This is a genomic window from Microbacterium sp. HJ5, from assembly GCF_054824025.1.
In genome coordinates, this window is sequence record NZ_JSYE01000013.1 from 251973 (window position 1) to 271259 (window position 19287).

Below are 19287 nucleotides of genomic sequence, written 5' to 3' on the forward strand. Positions count from 1 at the left end.
CCCGCCACTCGACGAGAGAACGAAAGCGACGATCATGCAGAACCACCAGAAGCCCTCCTCCATGCCGGTGCACAAGTACCGGCCGTACCACGAGCAGATCGCCGTCGACCTGCCCGACCGCACGTGGCCCGCGAAGCGCATCACCGAGGCGCCGCGCTGGTGCGCGGTCGACCTGCGCGACGGCAACCAGGCCCTGATCGACCCGATGAGCCCCGAGCGCAAGCGCATCATGTTCGACCTGCTCGTCAGCATGGGCTACAAGGAGATCGAGGTCGGGTTCCCCTCGGCCAGCCAGACCGACTTCGACTTCGTGCGCCAGCTGATCGAAGAGGACCTGATCCCCGACGACGTCACGATCCAGGTGCTGACGCAGGCGCGCGCCCACCTCATCGAGCGCACCTACGAGTCGATCGCCGGCGCCAAGCAGGCCATCGTGCACCTCTACAACTCGACCAGCGTGCTGCAGCGCGATGTGGTCTTCCGCACCGACAAGCAGGGCATCATCGACATCGCGCTCGAGGGCGCGCGCCTGTGCCGCGAGTTCGAGAAGCGCGTCCCTGAGACGAAGGTCTTCTACGAGTATTCGCCCGAGAGCTACACCGGCACCGAGCTCGAGTTCGCCGTCGACGTGTGCAACCAGGTCATCGAAGTGTTCGAGCCGACGCCCGAGCGCAAGGTCATCATCAACCTGCCGGCGACGGTGGAGATGGCGACGCCCAACGTCTACGCCGACTCGATCGAATGGATGAGCCGGCACCTCGCGCACCGCGAGAACGTCATCCTGTCGCTGCACCCGCACAACGACCGCGGAACGGCGATCGCGGCGGCGGAGCTCGGCTACATGGCCGGCGCCGACCGCATCGAAGGATGCCTGTTCGGCAACGGAGAGCGCACCGGCAACGTGGACCTGGTCGCACTGGGGATCAACCTGCTGACGCAGGGCATCGACCCGCAGATCGACTTCAGCGACGTCGACCAGGTCAAGCGCACCGTCGAGTACTGCAACCAGCTGCCCGTGCACGAGCGCAGCCCGTGGGCGGGCGACCTCGTCTTCACCGCGTTCAGCGGCTCTCATCAGGACGCCATCAAGAAGGGCTTCGAGGCGATGGAGGCGCGCGCGGCGGACGCCGGGGTGACGGTCGACGAGATCGACTGGGCCGTCCCGTACCTGCCGATCGACCCGAAGGACCTGGGGCGCTCGTATGAGGCGGTGATCCGCGTGAACTCGCAGTCGGGCAAGGGCGGCGTCGCGTACCTCCTGAAGACCGACCACGCAATCGACCTGCCGCGGAGGCTCCAGATCGAGTTCTCGGGGGTCGTCCAGGCCAAGACCGACGCCGAGGGCGGCGAAGTGACGAGCGACCAGATCTGGGCGATCTTCACCGACGAGTACCTGCCCTCCCAGGTGGCCGATGACCGCTGGGGCCGCTTCGAGCTGCTGGCCACGAGCACGCGCAGCGACATGTCGGGAGACGTCTCTCTCGATGTCACGCTGCGGGACGGCGACGACCGGTACGAGGCATCCGGTCACGGCAACGGGCCGGTGGCGGCGTTCCTCGAGGTGGTGCGCGCGCAGGGGTTCGACGTGACCCTCTACGACTACGTCGAGCACGCGCTCAGTGCGGGCGGCGACGCGCAGGCCGCTGCCTACGTGGAGCTGCAGGTCGACGGTGAGCGGCTGTGGGGCGTCGGCATCGACGGCGACATCTCGACCGCGAGCCTGAAGGCGATCGTGTCGGGCGTGAACCGCGCGATCCGCACGCGCGAGCGCTCGGGCGCCCTGGCCGGGGTCTGATCGCGGCCTTCTGTCGAGACAGGGGGTCTCGCCGAGACGATGGGCACCGCCCCTGTCTCAGCGAAGGCCCCCTGTCTCGCGCGCGTGTTCGCTGGCGCGTCAGGGCTTGACGATCGGGATCGTCGACGTCTCGACCGCGACCTTCCGCCGGTAGAGCGCGCGCTGCTCGGGCAGCGAGATGTCGAACATCACGGCGAGCAGGCGGATCACGGCCGTCACCGCGATGCCGATGATCGCGGCGATGACGAGGTCGAGGCCGAGCGCGTTCGCGCCGGCGAGGACGAGGCATCCTGCCCCTGCGGCAACCGCGTACAGCGAGCCGACGTGCATGATCGCGACCGGCAGCCCCATGATCATGTCGCGGAGGATGCCGCCGCCCACCGCCGCGCAGACGCCGACGAACACGGCGGGCACCAGAGGAAGACCCAGGTACAGCGCCTTGCTGGTGCCGAACGCGCCGAAGAGTCCGATCACCAGGGCGTCGAGCCCGACGATGACGGCGTTGAGGCGCTGGAAGAGGCCGGCGAGCAGCATTCCGAGCAGCGCCGCACCGATCGCGGTGAGCAGGTACCAGTTGCTCTGCAGGGTGACGGGCGTGACGTTGAGCAGCAGGTCGCGGATGAGACCGCCTCCCATGCCGACGACGATGCCGATGATGGCGACCCCGAGCAGGTCGAGTCGCCGCTGACCCCGGAAGCCGGAGGCGAAGAGCGCGCCCTGGATGCCGCCCAGGCCGACGGCGATGAGGTCGGCCCACAGGGGGATCACGAAGATCGGCTCGTCCACCCCTCCATTGTCGGGGCGCGTCAGGGGATGTGCGTGCGCACCGCCGACATGAAGCCGTCGAGGTCGTCGACCCACAGCCGGACCGCGTCGACCTCGACCGTGTCGTCCCCGAGGCGCGTGGTCACCGGCTTCTCGAGCGTGACGAGCACGTTGGTCTCGTTCTGCATGCGCAGAGCCAGTGTGCGTCCGTGGGTCTCGTCGCGGATCTTCGGCGCCTTCTCGAGCACGTCGCGGGACTTCTCGACGGTCGCGACGGCGTCCCACGTCAGGTTCACGTCGACGTCGGCCCCGAGCCGTGCGCGGATGCCGTCGGGGCCGACCGCATGCGGACGCGTGAGGTAGCTCAGCAGCAGCCCGATCATCCAGGTCACGCCCCAGATGCCCAGTGCCAGGAGAGGAATGCGCACCCACGGCCAGTCGTGGACGATCAGGTCGACGATCGGAATCTCCACCGCGGAGAGCACGATGAAGATGACGAGGATCGTCAGGACGGGGGAGTGGTAGGTGAATCCCGAGGCGCCGCGCGGGACGCGCGGGCGGCGGAGGATCCAGCGATAGAGGCTCTGCCAGATGCCGACTTCAGCGCGCCAGGCGGCGCGCACCAGCCAGCCGATGCGCTGAAGCACCGTGCGGCGCGGCGCAGCGCCGGTGGACGCGGCGAGCTCGGTCATGCGAGCGCCTCCCGCTCGTGCTGCGCGCGTTCGTGGGCGGCGATGAGCTCTTCGAGCCGGCCGCGCACGTGGTCGAGTCCGCGGACCAGTGTCTCGATCGTCGCCTCGTCGAGCCCGGTGACCAGGTCGGCGCCGAGTTGCGTGTGCTCAGCGTCCATCGCCTCCATGAGCGAGCGACCGCGCTCGGTGAGGTGGACGAGCACGGCACGGCGGTCGGTGGGGTGCGGTTCGCGATGTGCCAGGCCCGTCGTGTCGAGCGCGTCGACCAGCGTCGTGATGTGGCGAGGGGTGACTTCGAGCGCAGCGGCGAGGTGCGCCTGCGTTGCGGGACCGCCGTGGAACAGCACCCACATCAGATGCGTGCGCGGGCCGGTGAGCCCGCGTCGGTCGAGTTCGCGCTCCTCGTCGGCCTGCAGCACCCGGGTGAGCGCGAGCAGCGCATCGAGGACGTGAGTTCCAGACATAGTGAATAGTGTACACGATATGGTCATTGACCCGAGGCCGCGGGTGTTGGGATCCTGTGCAGGGGAATCACGCGACGCTGGGGAAGGTGGATGCGATGACGATGTCGGAGCGCGCGACGAGGGCGAAGGCGGCGGTCGACATCGTGACCGCGTTCTTCGGACGCATGCAGGCGGTGGTCGATGACCCGGATGCGCTGGACTTCACGTTCGGCAATCCGCACGAACTCGCCCTTCGCGGGCTCACCGACGCGATGCGTGCCCAGCTCGAGCCGCGCTCGGTGGACTGGTTCGCCTACAAGACGAGCGAGCGCGTCGCGCAGGAGACGATCGCCGCAGGTCTGCGCACCGAGCTGGCCGTCGATTTCGAACCCGACGACATCGCGATGACGCAAGGCGCGTTCGGCGCGCTGTCGCTCGCATTCGCGCTCCTCGCCGACGCGGGGGACGAGGTCGTCATCCCGGTACCGGGCTGGTTCTGCTACGAGCCGATGCTCCATGCGGCGAACCTCGCGCCGGTGCGCGCACTGCTCGCGCCCGACACGTTCGACCTCGACATCGACGCGATCGCGCAGGCGATCACGCCGCGCACCCGCCTCGTGGTCGTGAACTCGCCGGCCAATCCGACGGGCAGGGTCTACTCCGCCGACACCTGGCGCGCGCTGGCGGACGTGCTCGAGCAGGCGTCGCGCACGCACGGTCGCCGGATCTGGCTGGTGTCGGACGAGCCCTACCGCCGCATCCGCTTCGACGGCATCGGGTTCGCGAGCCCCGTTGCGCACTACCCGTGGACCGTCATCGACTACAGCTACGGCAAGGTGCTCCTCGCGCCCGGGCAGCGCCTGGGCTATCTCGCGCTCTCGCCCCTCATCCCCGCCGCCGAGCGCGACGAGCTCCGCGCGGCGCTCATGCCCCTCGGCTTGGCCATCGGCTGGGGATTCCCCGACGCGGTGATGCAGTACTCCGTCCCGGCGCTGGAGTCGGTGACCCTCGACATGGCCGAGCTCGCCCGCAAGCGCGACCGGCTGTTCGGGGCGCTCGTCGATGCGGGCGTGGACGTGACGCGGCCGGAGGGGACCTTCTACCTGTGGGGCCGGGCGCCGGGCGGCGACGCCGCCGCGTTCTGCGATGCGCTCGACGCGCGCGGCGTCCACGTCATGCCGGGCACCCTGTTCGACCAGCCGCACCACTTCCGCATGTCGCTGACCGCAACGATGGAGACCATCGAGCGGGCGATCCCCCTGCTGACGGCGATCGCCGCGGAGTTCTCCTCGACAGAGCGCTGACCCGCTCGACGCGCCGCGTCGCGACCGGGGTGCCACCGCGACCGCGGGGGAGGCGGCGTCCATAATTGACGGGTGCCCACCTACCGCGATGAAGTCGTGGTCCTGCGCACCCACAAGCTGGGGGAGGCCGACAGGATCGTGACGATGCTCAGCCGTCGTCACGGCAAGCTTCGCGCGGTGGCCAAGGGCGTGCGCCGCACGTCGTCGCGCTTCGGTGCGCGACTTGAACCGTTCATGGTCGCCGACGTGCAGCTCTACCAGGGCCGCTCGCTCGACATCGTCCAGCAGGCGGAATCGCTCGGCTCGTACGGGGCCGACATCGCCGCGCACTACGACCGCTACACGTCCGCCCACGCCATGGTCGAGGCGGCCGATCGCCTCAACGAGGCCGAGGCCACGCCGCAGCAGTATCTGCTGCTCGTCGGCGGCCTCCGCGCCCTCGCGCGCGGCGAGCACGCGTCCCGCAGCGTGCTCGACTCGTACCTGCTGCGCGCGATGGCCCTCTCCGGGTGGGCGCCGGGTCTGACCGAGTGCGCGCGCTGCGGCCGGCCCGGTCCTCACGACACGTTCGTCGCCCAGCTCGGCGGCATGGTGTGTCGCGACTGCGCGCCCACCGGGGCGGCGCGGGTGCACCCCGAGACCGCGGGCCTCCTGCAGTCCCTGATGGCCGGCGAATGGCAGCACGTGGAAGCCGCATCCGCGGGCTCGTGCGCCGCGGCATCCGGTCTCATCGCCGCATACGCGCAGTGGCACCTCGAGCGCGGCATCCGCTCGCTGTCGCACGTCGCGAGCGCACCCGGAGGAGCCCCATGACGCCGAAGCCGTTCACCCACCGCGACGCGGTCGCCTACCGCCCCGTCGACTGGACCGGGCTGTATCCGCCGGCGTTCCCGGCGGGCGCGGTGCCCGAGCACGTCGCGATCGTGATGGACGGGAACGGCCGCTGGGCCAACCGCCGGGGCCTGACCCGGGTCGAGGGTCACAAGGCGGGGGAGGCCGCGCTGCTCGACGTCGTCGCCGGCGCCATCCAGGCCGGCGTGAAGCACCTGTCGGTGTACGCGTTCTCGACCGAGAACTGGTCGCGCTCGCCCGACGAGGTGCGGTTCCTGATGGGGTTCAACCGCGATGTGCTCCATCGGCGGCGCGACCAGCTCAATGAGTGGGGCGTGCGTGTGCGCTGGGCGGGCCGCAAGCCCCGGCTCTGGTCGAGCGTCATCAAGGAGCTGCAGTTCGCGGAGCGCCTGACGGCGGGCAACGACACGCTCACCCTCACGATGTGCGTCAATTACGGCGGTCGAGTCGAGCTCGTCGACGCGATGCGGTCGATCGGCGACGACATCGCCGCGGGGCGACTGCGCCCGTCCGCGGTCACCGAGAAGCTCATCCAGAAGCGCCTCTATCTGCCGGACATGCCCGACGTCGACCTGTTCATCCGGTCGAGCGGCGAGCAGCGTACGTCGAACTTCCTCCTGTGGGAGTCGGCCTACGCCGAATTCGTCTTCCTCGACACGCTGTGGCCCGATTTCTCACGCACCGACCTGTGGCGCGCGATCGGGCTGTACCTCGACCGCGACCGGCGATTCGGCGGCGCGGTGGATTCGCCCGACGCGCCGCGCTGACCTGGGCGCAGAGCCCCTCCCGCACGAGCCTGCCGGGGCGTATCCTGCGAGCGTCTGGGCGCTCTTGTCTGATGAGCGCCGCAGCGCGCGGCCGGTCGGGAGGTCTGCCATGTCCAGCACGATGCGTCCGGGCGCCGTCCTCGCCGCGGTGGTGACGGCACTCGCGCTCCTGCTCACCGGCTGCGCCCCGGCGACCACCGAGGGATCCGGAGCCGACGGCGGCCGGGAGACGCAGACCGCCGTCCCCTCACCGACCGAGACCGGCTCCACCGACGGTGAGGAGGACCCGGAGCAGGATCGCGTGCGCACGGGTCCCGTCGCCCAGTACGGCGGCCCGGCATACGGCGACCAGGGTGAGGCCGAGGTCGTCGAGACGGGAGTGTGGTGCAAGACGATCGCGGTGTTCTGGGGCGGTGACGAGCCGATCCCGGACGGCGTGCGCTTCACCTTCGACGCGGCGGTCCCGGACCAGCCCGGCCTCGAGACCGAGAGCGGCGTGTGCGGCACGCGCGGGGCGGACAGGTCCTGCCTGGGCATGGCCGTCGAGGCGAACGAGTCCGGGATCTTCTGCAGCGTGGTCGTGCGCCCGGGCGCGGACTTCGTCGAGGGGACGACGATCAGCTTCGAAGGAACGCTCGAGTGCCCCACGGCCGAGATCTGCGACGCCGTGGCGGCGCGTCAGGTCGAGCCGGGGCCGCCGCTCGTCGTCAACACACCGGAGGGCGCGTGATGGCGCGGCTCGGGGGTCGCCGACGGCAGGAGACGGTGACGGATGCCGCAGCCGCAGCGGCCGCGACGGCCACGCCGACGTCGCCCCCGGCTGAACCTGCGCCCGCCCCCGAGCCGGGACTCGGCTTCGAGCGGTGGATGGGCTTCCTGTCGTCCTTCGTCGCGCCGCTGTCCCTCGTCACCGCGCTGCTGTTCTACTTCGGCTACGTCTCCACCCGCGAGTTCTTCCGCTACTTCGGCATCGACGTCGACCTCATCGGGCTCAGCTCCCAGGAGTTCGTGATGCGCAGCCCGGGTGCGCTCTTCGTTCCGGTCGTGATCCTGCTGCTCCTCGCCGCGGGGCTGCTGGTGGGGCACCGGCTCCTGCGGCGGTGGCTCCAGGCGAAGCCGGCGGCGACCAGGCGGCGCGTCATCGCGGCGTTCGCGTGGACAGGGATCGCCCTCCTCCTCGCGGGCCTCGTGCTCGCGTTCCTGATCCCCGTCATCGGCTGGCCGGTCGCCCAGCTCCTCGCGCCGCTGCTGCTCGCGGTGGGCGCAGGGCTCTCCGCGTACGCCTCGTCGACGGTGCGGGCGCTGGGCGGCACGACGGTGGGGCGCAGCGTCGTGGTGATCCTCGTGCTCGTGATGGTCGCCGGCACCTTCTGGTCGACCGCGACCGTCGCCCAGTGGTGGGGGCTCGGTCAGGCGCGCGCGCTCGCCTCGGACCTCACCACGCTGCCCGCGGTGGTCCTCGACACCAAGGACCGCCTGCATCCAGGGAACGCCGACATCGTGTTGCGGGAACTGGGCGAGTCGGCATCCGATCCCGCCGACGGCGAGGCGCCGCCTGCTCCGGCCTTCGGATACCGCTACTTCGGGCTGCGCCTGCTCGCGCAGGGCGGTGGGCGGCTGTACCTCGTTCCGGATCGGTGGTCGCCGGACGCCTCGACCATCGTGGTGCCGTACGACGAGGTGCGCGTGCGGTTCCGGTTCGTGCCCGACGCGGCCGATCCGACCGACGGATGACGCATCCGCCGGAATAGATCTCCGCACGAGCGGGGTTGTGGTCAGCATGACGGACGCCATCAAGATCGACGTGTGGAGCGACATCGCCTGCCCCTGGTGCTACATCGGAAAGCGGAATCTCGAGAAGGGGCTCGCCGCGGCATCCGCCGACGAGGACGCGCCCGCGGTCGAGGTCGTCTACCACTCGTTCGAGCTCTCGCCCGATACGCCCGTCGACTTCGAGGGCGGCGAGGCCGACTACCTCGCCCAGCACAAGGGCATCTCGTCCGCGCAGGCGCAGCAGATGCTCGAGCGCGTGACCGGGGTCGCGTCCGACGCAGGGCTCGAGTACCGCTTCGACCTTCTCAAGCACACCAACACCGTCAAGGCGCACGAGCTTCTGCACTTCGCCAAGGAGCAGGGACGCCAGCACGAGCTCGCCGAGCGCCTCATGTCCGGCTACTTCACCGAGGGCCGCCACCTCGGTCAGGAGGACGAGCTGGTCGCCCTCGCCGCCGACGCCGGGCTCGACGCCGACGCCGCCCGCGAGGCCTTGCAGAGCGGCCGCTATCTGCCGGCCGTGCGCGCCGACCAGGCGCAGGCGAGCGCCTACGGGATCAACGGCGTGCCGTTCTTCGTGATCGACGGCAAGTACGGCGTCTCGGGCGCGCAGCCCGCGGAGGCGTTCGCCGACATCGTGCGGCAGGTGTGGGCGGAGCACCGCGAGGGCGCGGCCGTCGGCGCCTGACCGGCGCGGGTCGCCGCCGTCGGGCGGGCGGGGTCAGCGGGGCAGGTTCGCCTCGATGACCTCGACCACCGCGGGGTCGTCCGGCTTCGTGTTCGGGCGGAAGCGGTGCACCTCGCCGCCGGGCGTGAGCACGAACTTCTCGAAGTTCCACTGGATGCGCCCGCCGTTGCCCTGGGCGTCGTCGGCGCTCTTGAGCGCCTTGTAGAGGGGGGCAGCCTTGCCGCCGTTGACCTTGACCTTGTCGAAGACGGGGAACGAGACGCCCCACGTCGTCGAGCAGTATTCGAGGATCTCGTCCATCGAACCCGGCTCCTGGCCCATGAACTGGTTGCACGGGAAGCCGAGCACCGTGAAGCCGCGGTCCGCGTACGCCCGCTGCAGCTGCTCGAGCTGCTCGTACTGCGGCGTGAGGCCGCAGCGGGAGGCGACGTTCACGACCAGGAGCACCTGGTCGCCGTAGTCCGCCAGCGTCGCGGTGCCGCCGTCGGCGGTCTGGAACGGGATGCTGCGGAGATCGGTCGCGGTAGCCTCGGTCATGCTCCCAGGCTAAGCCCTCGGATTCAGCGAAGGATCGGATTCCTCTGGGAGAATGGACGACGTGACGACTGCCTACGCTCCCGCGCGCACGCTGCGCATCGGGCCCATCGAACTCGATGCGCCCGTCGTGCTGGCGCCGATGGCGGGCATCACCAACACCGCGTTCCGGCGGCTGTGCCGCGAATACGGCGCCGGTCTCTACGTGAGCGAGATGATCACGACCCGTGCGCTCGTCGAGCGCAACGCCACCACGATGCGCCTCATCACGCACCACGAGTCCGAGAAGCCGCGCTCGATCCAGCTGTACGGCGTCGACCCCGCCACGACCGAGGCGGCGGTGCGCCTGCTCGTCGAAGAGGACCGCGCCGATCACATCGACCTCAACTTCGGCTGCCCGGTTCCCAAGGTGACCCGCAAGGGCGGCGGCGCCGCGCTGCCGTGGAAGCTCGGCCTCTTCCGCGACATCGTCACGCGCGCCGCGCGTGCCGCCGGCGACGTTCCGCTCACCGTGAAGATGCGCAAGGGCATCGACTCCGACCACCTCACCTACCTCGATGCCGGCCGCATCGCCGAGGACGCGGGCGTCGCCGCTGTTGCTCTGCACGCGCGAACCGCGGCCGAGTTCTACTCGGGCAACGCCGATTGGTCGGCCATCGCGCGGCTGAAAGAGGTCGTCACGACCGTGCCGGTGCTCGGCAACGGCGACATCTGGTCCGCCGACGACGCCGTGCGCATGATGGACGAGACCGGCTGCGCCGGCGTCGTCGTGGGGCGCGGATGCCTCGGCCGTCCGTGGCTGTTCGGCGACCTCGCCCGCGCTCTGGGTGGCCCGGACGCGGCATCCGGCGCTCCCGTCGACGCGACCCTCGGCTTCGTGGCCCAGGCGTTCCGACGCCACGCGGAGCTGCTCGTGGACTTCTTCGAGGACGAGGGCCGCGGCTGCCGCGACATCCGCAAGCACGTGGCGTGGTACTTCAAGGGCTACCCGGTCGGCGGCGACCTCCGCGCGCGGCTGGCGACGGTGTCCACCCTCGACGAGATCGACGAGCTGCTCGCGACCCTGGAGCTCGACGCCCCCTATCCGGGCGCGGCGGCCGAGGGCCAGCGCGGCCGCGCCGGCACGCCGAAGCGGCCGGCGCTGCCTGAGCACTGGCTCGACTCCCGTGATCTGAGCGCCGAGGCATCCTGCGCCATCGCCGAAGCGGAGCTCGACCACAGTGGCGGCTGACGGCGCCGGGGCGCTCGGGGTCGCCAGCGAGCGGCCCTCGGGCTACGACGACGCGGACGCCGCGCGCTTCCACTCCGAGCGCCACCGCTCCCTCCGCGACGACTTCGCACGCGACCGGGCGCGCGTGCTCCATTCGGCCGCGCTGCGGCGACTCGCCGCCAAGACGCAGGTCCTGAGCCCCGCGAGCCCCGCCGACTTCGCACGCAACCGGCTGACGCACTCGCTCGAGGACGCGCAGGTCGGCCGCGAGCTCGCCACGGCGCTGCGCCTCGCCGCCGACGTGGTCGACACCGCGTGCCTCAGCCACGACCTCGGCCACCCGCCCTTCGGCCACAACGGAGAGCGGGCGATGAACGAGTGGGCCGAGGACATCGGCGGCTTCGAGGGCAACGCGCAGACCCTGCGCATCATCAGCCGCCTCGAGCCGAAGGTCGTCGACGACGACGGGCGCACGTTCGGGCTCAACCTCACGCGGGCGAGCCTCGACGCGACATGCAAGTACCCGTGGACGGCCGACCACCCGCTTCCCGACCCCGGCGGACGCCTGAAGTTCGGCGTGTACCCGGACGACGAACCGGTGTTCCGCTGGATGCGGGAGGGCGCGCCCGGCCGGGTGCGCTGCATCGAGGCGGAGGTCATGGACCTCTCCGACGACATCGCGTACTCGGTGCACGACTTCGAGGACGCCGTGACCAACGGCTACCTCGACCCGGCACGTCTGGCCGATGCGTCGGAGCACGCGGCGCTGCTGAGCGCGATCCAGTCGTGGGTCGGCTTCGACTTCGCGCGAGACGAGCTCGAAGACGCCCTGTACCGCCTCATGCGGATGCCGGAGTGGATCACGTCCTTCGACGGCACGCGCGCTTCGCTCGCCGGTCTGAAGAACCTCACGTCGGATCTGATCGGCCGGTTCGCCCGCGCCGCGACGACGGCGACGCGCGACGCCTACGGGATGTCGGCGCTCACCCGGTATCGTGCGCACGTGGTCGTTCCCCGCGTCGTCGAAGCCGAGATGGCGGTGCTCAAGGGCATCATCGGCGCCGTCGTCGTCTCGATCGAGGGTCGCAAGGACCTCTACAAAGAGCAGCGGCGGGTGCTGAAGCGACTCGCGACGGCACTGTGGGAGCGACCGGAGGAGCTCGATCCGCTGCATGCCGAGGACTTCGCCGCGGCCGAGTCGGATGCCGCGCGCCGCCGCGTCGTCGTCGATCAGGTCGCGAGCCTCACCGACCAGCTCGCCATCGCGTGGCACGGCAGGCTCGTCGGCGAACTCGACGCCGCATCCCTCGGCGTGTGGTCGCCCGCCGCACGCGCGACCGGGACCCGCTGATGGCGGGGCGGATCCGGCAGAGCGACGTCGAAGAGGTCAAAGCGCGCACCAACATCGCCGACATCATCGGTGAGCGCGTCGCCCTCAAGAACGCCGGCGTCGGCGCGATGAAGGGCCTGTGCCCCTTCCATGACGAGCGCAGTCCGAGCTTCAACGTGCGGCCGCAGGCCGGTTTCTACCACTGCTTCGGCTGCGGCGAATCAGGCGACGTGTACTCCTTCCTGACGAAGATGGACCACGTCTCGTTCACCGAGGCGGTCGAGCGCCTCGCAGGTCGCATCGGCTACGCCCTGCACTACGAGGACGGGGGAGCGGCGCCCGAGCACACCGGTCGTGCCCGCCTCTATGCCGCCAACGCCGCTGCGGCGGAGTTCTTCCGCGCGCAGCTCCTGACGCCCGAGGCCGACACGGCCCGGCGCTTCCTCGGCGAGCGGGGCTTCGACGCCGGCGCGGCCGCCCACTTCGGCGTCGGCTATGCGCCGAAGGGCTGGGAGGGCATGCGCGACGCGCTGCGCACCAAGGGCTTCACCGACGAGGAGCTCACCAACGCCGGGCTCGTGTCGCAGGGCCAGCGCGGCGTCTACGACCGGTTCCGCGGCCGGGTCGTGTGGCCGATCCGCGATGTCACGGGACAGGTGATCGGGTTCGGCGCGCGCCGGCTCTACGACGACGACAAGGGCCCGAAGTACCTCAACACGCCCGAGACCACGATCTACAAGAAGACGCAGGTCCTCTACGGCCTCGATCTCGCCAAGCGCGACATCTCGCGCGAGCACCGGGTCGTCGTGGTCGAGGGGTACACCGACGTGATGGCGTGCCATCTCGCCGGCATCACCACGGCGATCGCGACGTGCGGCACGGCGTTCGCCGCCGACCACATCACGGTGCTCCGTCGCGTGATGGGCGACGACTCGACGGCGGGCGAGGTCGTGTTCACGTTCGATCCGGATGCCGCGGGGCAGAAGGCGGCGCTGCGCGCCTTCGCCGACGCGAAGCGGTTCAACGCGCAGACGTACGTCGCGACGGGCCCCGAAGGGCTCGACCCGTGCGACCTGCGCCTCAAGCGCGGCGACGCCGCAGTGCGCGCTCTCATGGAGACCAAGGCCCCGATGGTCGAGTTCGTCCTCGACCAGCGCATCGCCGGTTTCGATCTGGCCACCGTCGAAGGACGTGTCGGCGCGCTCCGTGCGTCGGCCCCCGTCGTCGCCGAGCTGCGCGACGCCCTCCTGCAGCCCGAGTACATCCGGGTGCTCGCACGCCGGCTCGGCATGGACACCGAAGACGTCCGCCGCGAGGTCGAGCGTGCGGCGCGCAGCGGCTCGCGGCGCGACAGCACCCCGGTGCCGGCTCCCGCCGAGCAGGCGCCCGCCGAGCCGCTCGTCCGCGTCACGGTGGCGTCGCTTCCCCGCACCGCCGAGGTGACCCTCGAACGCGATGCGCTCATGGGTGTCCTGCAGTTCGGGCATCGGATGGATGCCGCTCTCGTCGCCCGTGCCGTCGACCTGCCGTTCCGGCACCCTGCCCTCGACGCCGTCCGCCAGGCCGTGCAGGAGGCGCCCGACATGCAGCGGCCCGGCTGGGCCGTCGAGGCCATCGGCACCGTGCGGGAGCCCTACCGCTCGCTCGGCGCCGAGCTCCTCGCCTCCGACTTCCCGGCCCTCGGCGATGCGGCAGCGGTGTCGTCGGCTGACGACCTCGCGCGCCGGCTCGTGATCCGCGCACTCGTCACGCAGAAGAACGAGCTGCTCGGCGCGATCCAGCGCGTGCCCGCCGACTCTGAGGAGGGGCGCTCCGTCCGCGTGCGTCTGCGCGAGCTCGACGCCGAGAGGCAGCGGCTCGAAAACGACGCGTGAAGCGGCCGTCGCTGGCGCGCGTGCCCGGCGCAGGGCAGGATGAGGTCATGCCTCGACGACGAGCCGCGGATGTGGCCATCCGCTGTACGGATCTCTCCATCGCGCGTGCCGGTCGAGGCGGCCCCGCGCAGCGCGTCGTCGACGGCGTCTCGTTCGCTCTTCCGCACGCGGCGTCACTCGCGATCATGGGGCCCACCGGCTCCGGCAAGTCGAGCCTCGCGGCGATCCTCGCCGGTTCTGACGAGCCCGGGCTCGCGGTCGTCGGCGGCGAGGCGTTCGTCGAGGGCATCGGCGTGCGGCATCCGGGCCGGTCGCACCGCGTCCACACCTACCTCACCGGCTATGTGCCCCAGTCGGCCGGCGCCGACCTGCCCGCGCGGTCGACCGTGGCGGACGTGATCACCGAGCCGATCACCAGTCGTGACCGCCGGGTGAATCAGCGGGCGCTCCAGGTGCGCGTCGCAACGCTCCTCGACGAGATGATGCTCCCCCTCGGCACCGCGGCCAAGTACCCCTACGAGCTCAGTGCCGGCATGCGTCAGCGCGTGGCGTTCGCACGCGCGCTGGTCCTGCAGCCCATGGTGCTCGTCGCCGACGAGCCGTTCTCGAACATGGACGTCGAGGTGCGCAAGGCCGCGCGCGAAGCCATCCTGCGTCGCCGCCGCGAGTACGGCATGTCGGCCCTGGTGGTCACCAACCAGGCGGAGGTCGTCCGAGAGCTGGACGCCGACGTGCTCGTCCTGCGTGGCGGGCACTGCATCGCCTACGGGCACGGCACGAAGGATCTGCTGTGGACGCCGAGCGGCGAGGCGGATCACCGGCTCGTGGCGTCCTGACGTCACGAGCACGCCTTCGCGTTTGCTAATATGGTGTGGTTGCCTGCGCGAGCGGGACAGCATTCCTCCATAGCTCAATTGGCAGAGCAATCGGCTGTTAACCGATAGGTTCTTGGTTCGAGTCCAAGTGGGGGAGCGAAAGCCTCGGGGCTCCACCCCCGGGGCTTTCTTCATGTACCGGATGCCGCGTCCGCGGCGTCGCTCAGGCGTCGATGTCGTCGACGCCCGGGGTCCAGGAGTGACCCGGCCGGCCCCAGCCGCGCTTGCGCGCGATCTTCTGCGCGGTCTTCCAGTCGCCGTCGCCGAGCCGGTCGACGTAGATGATGCCGTCGAGGTGGTCGAATTCGTGCTGCATGATGCGGGCCCGCCACCCGTCCACCTGGATGCGGACGGGCTGGCCGTCGAGATCGACGCCGGTCACGAGCACCTCCTCGGACCGACGCAGCGGGAATCGCTCGCCGGGGAAGGAGAGGCAGCCCTCGGACTCCTCGTCCTCATCGGGCTCGCCGGGCTCGAGCGGGCGCATCCACAGTTCGGGGTTGATGATGACGCCCCGCCACGGTGCACCGTCGTCGTCGACGTACGAGTACGTGTAGATCCGGAGCGGAACGCCGACCTGAGGTCCGGCGAGACCGACGCCGGGTGCGGCATCCATCGTCTCGAACATGTCCGCGACCAGCGTGCGGATCTCGTCCGTGATGTCGTCGACGGGCCCCGCGGGGGCGTGGAGCACGGGGTCACCCATGATGCGAATCGGCAGAACGGCCACGCCTTGAGCCTACCGAGAGGCGACGGCGGCTAGTGTCGATGTGTGCTGCGGATGGTGGATGAGCTTCAGGACGTGGGCGACCAGCTGGTCGGCGCGTTCCAGAACCCCGCCCTTCTGTACGGCATCCCGCTCGCCCTGCTCGGGGCGGTCTTCATGTCGTTCGGCGCGCAGTACCAGCACCGCGGGGTCACGAAGGTCGAGAAGCTCACCGGTTCCACCGGCACAGGCGGGTTGAACCTCCAGCACCTGCTGAGGCTGCTCTCGCGGCCGTCGTGGGTGCTCGGCACGCTCATGCTCGGCCTCGCGATCGTGTGCCAGCTGTCGGCACTGGCGGTGGCCCCGCTCATCGTGGTCCAGCCGCTGGGTGCGATCGCCCTCGTCATCACGACGCTGCTCAACGCGCAGATCAGCGGCCATCGCCCCACCAAGCGCTCGCTGATCGCCATCGGGGCGTGCGTCGGCGGCATCTTCGTGTTCGTCACCATCGCGGCGCTCTTCGCGACCGAGAAGCCGGTCACCGATCGACAGCTCGTCACGATCCTCATCCTGTTCGCCATCGTGACGGTCGTGCTGGGCGCGTTCTGGTTCTGGCGCCGTCAGCGCATGGGCGCGCTGTTCTACATCTCCGCCGCGGGCGTCATGTACGGCTTCGTCGCGACGCTGGCGAAGGTCATCATCGTGCGGATCCAGAACGGCAACTTCGAGTGGCTCACGCTCACGTGCCTCGCGGCGCTCATCCTCGGCGCCATCATCGGCGCCTACTTCGTGCAGACGGCGTACTCGTCCGGCCCGCCCGACCTTGTGATCGCGGGGCTCACGGTGATCGACCCGATCGTCGCGATCCTCATCGGCCTGACGATCCTCGGCGAGGCGAGCGGCGCGCCGCTCTGGGTCTATGTGGCGTTCACGATCGTCGGCGGCGTCGCCGTGTGGGGCGTCTGGCAGCTCGCGCGCTACCACCCGCAGATCGTGAGCGACAGCCAGGAGCTGCCGATCACGCGCGGCAGCGAGCCGGGCGCCGACCGCACCCCGCCGATGACCGGGTCGATCCGCGTGACCGAGGCGGTGGCGAAGGTCTGGCCCGACCCGCCGATCAAGGACAAGGACGAGTCGCCGCGCTGATCATGCCGGGTCGTCGACCTGGATGATCAGGCGGCCCTCCTCGATGCGCCCCTTGTCGCCCGGCGCGGGGGCGGGTGCCGGCATCTCGACCTGGGCCTCCCAGTCCGCGTGCGCGTCCTCCGCGGACGGCCGCCAGACCGCGTCGAAGCCGGAGCCGACGCCCGCGAGCGATCCGCCGGCGGCGCCCTCGAGCTGTCTGCGCAGGTGATCCCGCTTCAGCCGCGGCGCGAGGGCGACGAGGGCGACGGACGCCGCGATGACCGCCGCCACCACCACCCAGCCGATCGCGTCCATGAGGGCGATTGTCGCACGGACGCGGAAGGGGCCGCCTGCCGGCGACCCCTTCCTCACGTAGGGCGGGTGGGACTTGAACCCACGATCGTCGGGTTATGAGCCCGCTGCCTTGACCAGCTTGGCCACCGCCCCCTGCGCACCCGAGCCTAACGCCCGGACACCCGGTTCATCGCGACGCCGATGTACGAGTACTTCACGAACACCTCGGCGGCGATGCCGGCCTCTTCGAGCAGCCCCTGCACGGCGCTCAGCATGTAGCTCGAGTCCCAGCCCATGTAGAGCCACGTCTCATCGTCGAGGCGATCCCATTGACCGTTCCACGCCCGGGCGCGGTAGACGGGCCCACCGCGCCGCTCGCTGTACGCGATCACCGCGCGGCGGTCGTCGGCCCAGAGACGCTTGAAGATGCGGTTGAAGAGGTACTTCACGTCGGGCACCTCCCAGTGCTCGCCGCGGTACTCGACGTAGTCCCACTCCCGCTCCCAGCCCATCGGCCAGCCGCGCCGGTGGACGGCGTCGAGGATGGGGGTGAGGCCGTCGTCGTCGATGAGCGACGTGCCGGGGCGTGCCCAGATCTCGACCAGCCGCTGCCCGAGGGCGGCGGACCGCTGCGAGACGGCGGCCGTGCTCCAGGCGTCGGCGTCGGCCAGGACGGCGTTCAGCGCGACCTCGCTGCGCGCGTACAGACCGCGTTTCACGGGGAAGGCGGCGTCGAACGCGCGGAGTGCCAGGCCGTCCTCGAGAAGCGTGAGGTTTCCGAGTGTCGACGCGAGGGCTCGTGCGCTGTTCTGCTCGTCCTCGCTGTACTCAGACCACGGCCGCGCCCCGTCGCCGGACCATGTGTCGGACGGAGCGAGGGGGAACACGTGCTCCACGTCGAGTCCCGTCGTGCCATCGAGGCCGGCGAGGCGTCCGAGCACGTATGCGGGATGGGGGAGCTCGGAGTACTTCACCGCAGCCCGGATCCGCTCGTCCGACGGCGTGATGCGCGAGATCGCCGCCACCAGGGCGTCCCAGCCGTCCTCACGCGCCCGGCACAGGCGGGCGACGATCCGCTCGGTGCCGATGCCGACGATCGTGCGGCGCAGGAGCAGGGCCTGCACGTGCTCCAGGGTGACAACCAGTTCGTCGCCGTCGACGGCGCCGTGCTTCCAGTCGCGGTACGTCCGCAGGACGAGGGGATGCATCGCCGGGCCGAAGGTCGTGAGCCATCGCAGCTGCCGCGAGATCGCGGCATCCGGCTCCCGCTCCGGTTCGCGGAGCACGCGGTGGATCTCGGAGTACTCGCGCCACTCGGCCGCGTGACGCCGCAGGTCGTCGATGCCGAGGCGCGGGAAGACCTGGCGGAACGTGTCGTACACACCCCGCCCGCGCGCGACGGCGACCTCGCGCCCCGTGACCATGACGAGGTACTGGCGCCAGAACTCGGCGATGGACTCGCCCGTGTTCTGCTCGATCGGAACCCAGTAGTCGGCCTCGATCTCGCGCTGCTCGGCATGCGAGAGGCCCATGAGCACGTAGTTGTGGATGAGCTCGTGATCGCGCAGCGGCTCTCCGGTCGAGTTGAGGCTCTCGAAGATCTGCTGGGCGTTCGCGCCCGTGCCGAGGGTGATCGCGACGTGCTCGAGCTTCTGCAGACCCCGCCAGATGTGCGGCGCCTCGTCGGCGCTCACCTGGCTGCGGAAGAAGGCGTAGTTGTCGTCGAAGCGGGAGTCGCGCGTGCCGTCGCCGCCCGCTCGGCGGTCGAGCACGACGCTCTCGAAGACCTCGGCCCACGCCGCGTGGGGGCGCAGCTTCGTCGTTCGCGCGTCCCCGCCGCGCACGAGCACGCGGTCGAGCTCGGCGGCCATCGCCGGGTCGGTGTCGCGTACGGTGTGCTGCAGAGCCGCGACGAGGAGCATCAGGGTGGTCACCCGCTGCTGGCCGTCGATCAGGACCAGCTCGTCGTCCGCGCCGGCGGACGACAGGATCGAGCCGATGAAGTGCATGTGCCGGTCGTCGATGTCGGCGACCGCGCGCACGTCCGACAGCAGCTGCTCGCACGCGCCGATGTCCCAGCGGTACTGACGCTGATAGACGGGGACGACGATGGTCCAGTCGCCTGCCGACAGCCAGCCGATCGTGTTGACCGCGGTCGCGTCGACGTTCGTAGCAGTGACCATCGCCGTCAAGTCTATTCGGCCGGGGCGCGGCATCCGGTTATTCACGGTCCGGTCCCGGGGCGGTCCGAGACCTCCAA

Annotated in this window: 19 protein-coding genes and 2 tRNA genes; 13 read left to right on the forward strand and 8 right to left on the reverse strand. The window is 70.6% G+C overall.

The window, feature by feature from the left end; translation table 11 throughout:
• Positions 1 to 34: 34 nt before the first annotated feature.
• Positions 35 to 1795 carry a 2-isopropylmalate synthase gene (gene leuA / locus OB08_RS07670; protein ID WP_461473766.1) on the forward strand — a complete coding sequence of 587 codons (1761 nt, stop codon included), beginning with the start codon at positions 35 to 37 and terminating at the stop codon, positions 1793 to 1795.
• Between the two features lie 99 nt (positions 1796 to 1894).
• Here the strand turns inward: leuA and OB08_RS07675 are convergent, their stop codons facing one another.
• Genes OB08_RS07675 through OB08_RS07685 form a run of 3 tightly spaced genes read right to left on the reverse strand, consistent with a single transcriptional unit; the run spans position 1895 to position 3716 of the window.
• Positions 1895 to 2581 (reverse strand): trimeric intracellular cation channel family protein, encoded by a 687-nt coding sequence (locus OB08_RS07675; RefSeq protein WP_461473768.1) that lies wholly within the window; start codon positions 2579 to 2581, stop codon positions 1895 to 1897.
• A 20-nt stretch (positions 2582 to 2601) separates the two neighbouring features.
• Entirely contained in the window at positions 2602 to 3252 is a 651-nt protein-coding gene (locus tag OB08_RS07680; RefSeq protein WP_461473770.1) for a hypothetical protein, read from the reverse strand.
• Positions 3249 to 3716, reverse strand: a complete 468-nt coding sequence (locus OB08_RS07685; protein ID WP_461473772.1) for a MarR family winged helix-turn-helix transcriptional regulator — start codon at positions 3714 to 3716, stop codon at positions 3249 to 3251. The genes OB08_RS07680 and OB08_RS07685 overlap by 4 nt, the downstream gene beginning before the upstream one ends.
• A gap of 95 nt (positions 3717 to 3811) precedes the next feature.
• Between OB08_RS07685 and OB08_RS07690 the strand changes: the two genes are divergently transcribed.
• The 6 genes from OB08_RS07690 to OB08_RS07715 all read left to right on the forward strand — a co-directional run bounded on the left by OB08_RS07690 (position 3812) and on the right by OB08_RS07715 (position 9079).
• Positions 3812 to 4999 carry an aminotransferase class I/II-fold pyridoxal phosphate-dependent enzyme gene (locus OB08_RS07690; protein ID WP_461473774.1) on the forward strand — a complete coding sequence of 396 codons (1188 nt, stop codon included), beginning with the start codon at positions 3812 to 3814 and terminating at the stop codon, positions 4997 to 4999.
• A 72-nt stretch (positions 5000 to 5071) separates the two neighbouring features.
• Entirely contained in the window at positions 5072 to 5812 is a 741-nt protein-coding gene (recO, locus tag OB08_RS07695; RefSeq protein WP_461473776.1) for a DNA repair protein RecO, read from the forward strand.
• Positions 5809 to 6618 carry an isoprenyl transferase gene (locus OB08_RS07700; RefSeq protein ID WP_461473778.1) on the forward strand — a complete coding sequence of 270 codons (810 nt, stop codon included), beginning with the start codon at positions 5809 to 5811 and terminating at the stop codon, positions 6616 to 6618. The genes recO and OB08_RS07700 overlap by 4 nt, the downstream gene beginning before the upstream one ends.
• Positions 6619 to 6727: 109 nt before the next feature.
• Positions 6728 to 7348, forward strand: a complete 621-nt coding sequence (locus OB08_RS07705; protein WP_461473780.1) for a hypothetical protein — start codon at positions 6728 to 6730, stop codon at positions 7346 to 7348.
• The gene (locus tag OB08_RS07710; protein WP_461473782.1) at positions 7348 to 8352 is read left to right on the forward strand and encodes a hypothetical protein; all 1005 of its coding nucleotides are present in this window, start codon (positions 7348 to 7350) and stop codon (positions 8350 to 8352) included. Before OB08_RS07705 ends, OB08_RS07710 begins: the two co-directional genes overlap by 1 nt.
• 46 nt (positions 8353 to 8398) lie before the next feature.
• Positions 8399 to 9079, forward strand: a complete 681-nt coding sequence (locus tag OB08_RS07715; RefSeq protein ID WP_461473784.1) for a DsbA family oxidoreductase — start codon at positions 8399 to 8401, stop codon at positions 9077 to 9079.
• A gap of 33 nt (positions 9080 to 9112) precedes the next feature.
• Here OB08_RS07715 and OB08_RS07720 read toward each other — a convergent pair whose 3' ends face one another.
• Positions 9113 to 9616 (reverse strand): glutathione peroxidase, encoded by a 504-nt coding sequence (locus tag OB08_RS07720; protein ID WP_461473786.1) that lies wholly within the window; start codon positions 9614 to 9616, stop codon positions 9113 to 9115.
• Positions 9617 to 9668: 52 nt separating this feature from the next.
• Between OB08_RS07720 and dusB the strand changes: the two genes are divergently transcribed.
• The 5 genes from dusB to OB08_RS07745 all read left to right on the forward strand — a co-directional run bounded on the left by dusB (position 9669) and on the right by OB08_RS07745 (position 14999).
• Positions 9669 to 10844, forward strand: coding sequence for a tRNA dihydrouridine synthase DusB (dusB, locus tag OB08_RS07725; protein WP_461473788.1), 1176 nt, complete (start codon positions 9669 to 9671; stop codon positions 10842 to 10844).
• On the forward strand, positions 10834 to 12174 hold the full coding sequence (locus OB08_RS07730) for a deoxyguanosinetriphosphate triphosphohydrolase (RefSeq protein ID WP_461473790.1): 1341 nt from the start codon (positions 10834 to 10836) through the stop codon (positions 12172 to 12174). The genes dusB and OB08_RS07730 overlap by 11 nt, the downstream gene beginning before the upstream one ends.
• A complete protein-coding gene (gene dnaG / locus OB08_RS07735; protein WP_461473792.1) occupies positions 12174 to 14027 on the forward strand; it encodes a DNA primase in 1854 nt (617 codons plus the stop codon). The genes OB08_RS07730 and dnaG overlap by 1 nt, the downstream gene beginning before the upstream one ends.
• 47 nt (positions 14028 to 14074) lie before the next feature.
• Entirely contained in the window at positions 14075 to 14863 is a 789-nt protein-coding gene (locus OB08_RS07740) for an ATP-binding cassette domain-containing protein (RefSeq protein ID WP_461473794.1), read from the forward strand.
• Between the two features lie 63 nt (positions 14864 to 14926).
• Positions 14927 to 14999, forward strand: a tRNA-Asn gene (locus tag OB08_RS07745).
• Between the two features lie 66 nt (positions 15000 to 15065).
• On the opposite strand, the gene def is transcribed toward OB08_RS07745, so the two are convergent.
• Positions 15066 to 15632 (reverse strand): peptide deformylase, encoded by a 567-nt coding sequence (gene def, locus OB08_RS07750; RefSeq protein ID WP_461473796.1) that lies wholly within the window; start codon positions 15630 to 15632, stop codon positions 15066 to 15068.
• 51 nt (positions 15633 to 15683) lie between these two features.
• Between def and OB08_RS07755 the strand changes: the two genes are divergently transcribed.
• Positions 15684 to 16754 carry a DMT family transporter gene (locus OB08_RS07755; protein ID WP_461473852.1) on the forward strand — a complete coding sequence of 357 codons (1071 nt, stop codon included), beginning with the start codon at positions 15684 to 15686 and terminating at the stop codon, positions 16752 to 16754.
• Here the strand turns inward: OB08_RS07755 and OB08_RS07760 are convergent, their stop codons facing one another.
• The 3 genes from OB08_RS07760 to OB08_RS07770 all read right to left on the reverse strand — a co-directional run bounded on the left by OB08_RS07760 (position 16755) and on the right by OB08_RS07770 (position 19210).
• Positions 16755 to 17048, reverse strand: coding sequence for a hypothetical protein (locus tag OB08_RS07760; protein WP_461473798.1), 294 nt, complete (start codon positions 17046 to 17048; stop codon positions 16755 to 16757).
• Positions 17049 to 17106: 58 nt separating this feature from the next.
• Positions 17107 to 17180 (reverse strand) — tRNA-Ile (locus OB08_RS07765).
• Between the two features lie 14 nt (positions 17181 to 17194).
• On the reverse strand, positions 17195 to 19210 hold the full coding sequence (locus tag OB08_RS07770) for a DUF262 domain-containing protein (protein WP_461473800.1): 2016 nt from the start codon (positions 19208 to 19210) through the stop codon (positions 17195 to 17197).
• Positions 19211 to 19287 lie beyond the last annotated feature (77 nt).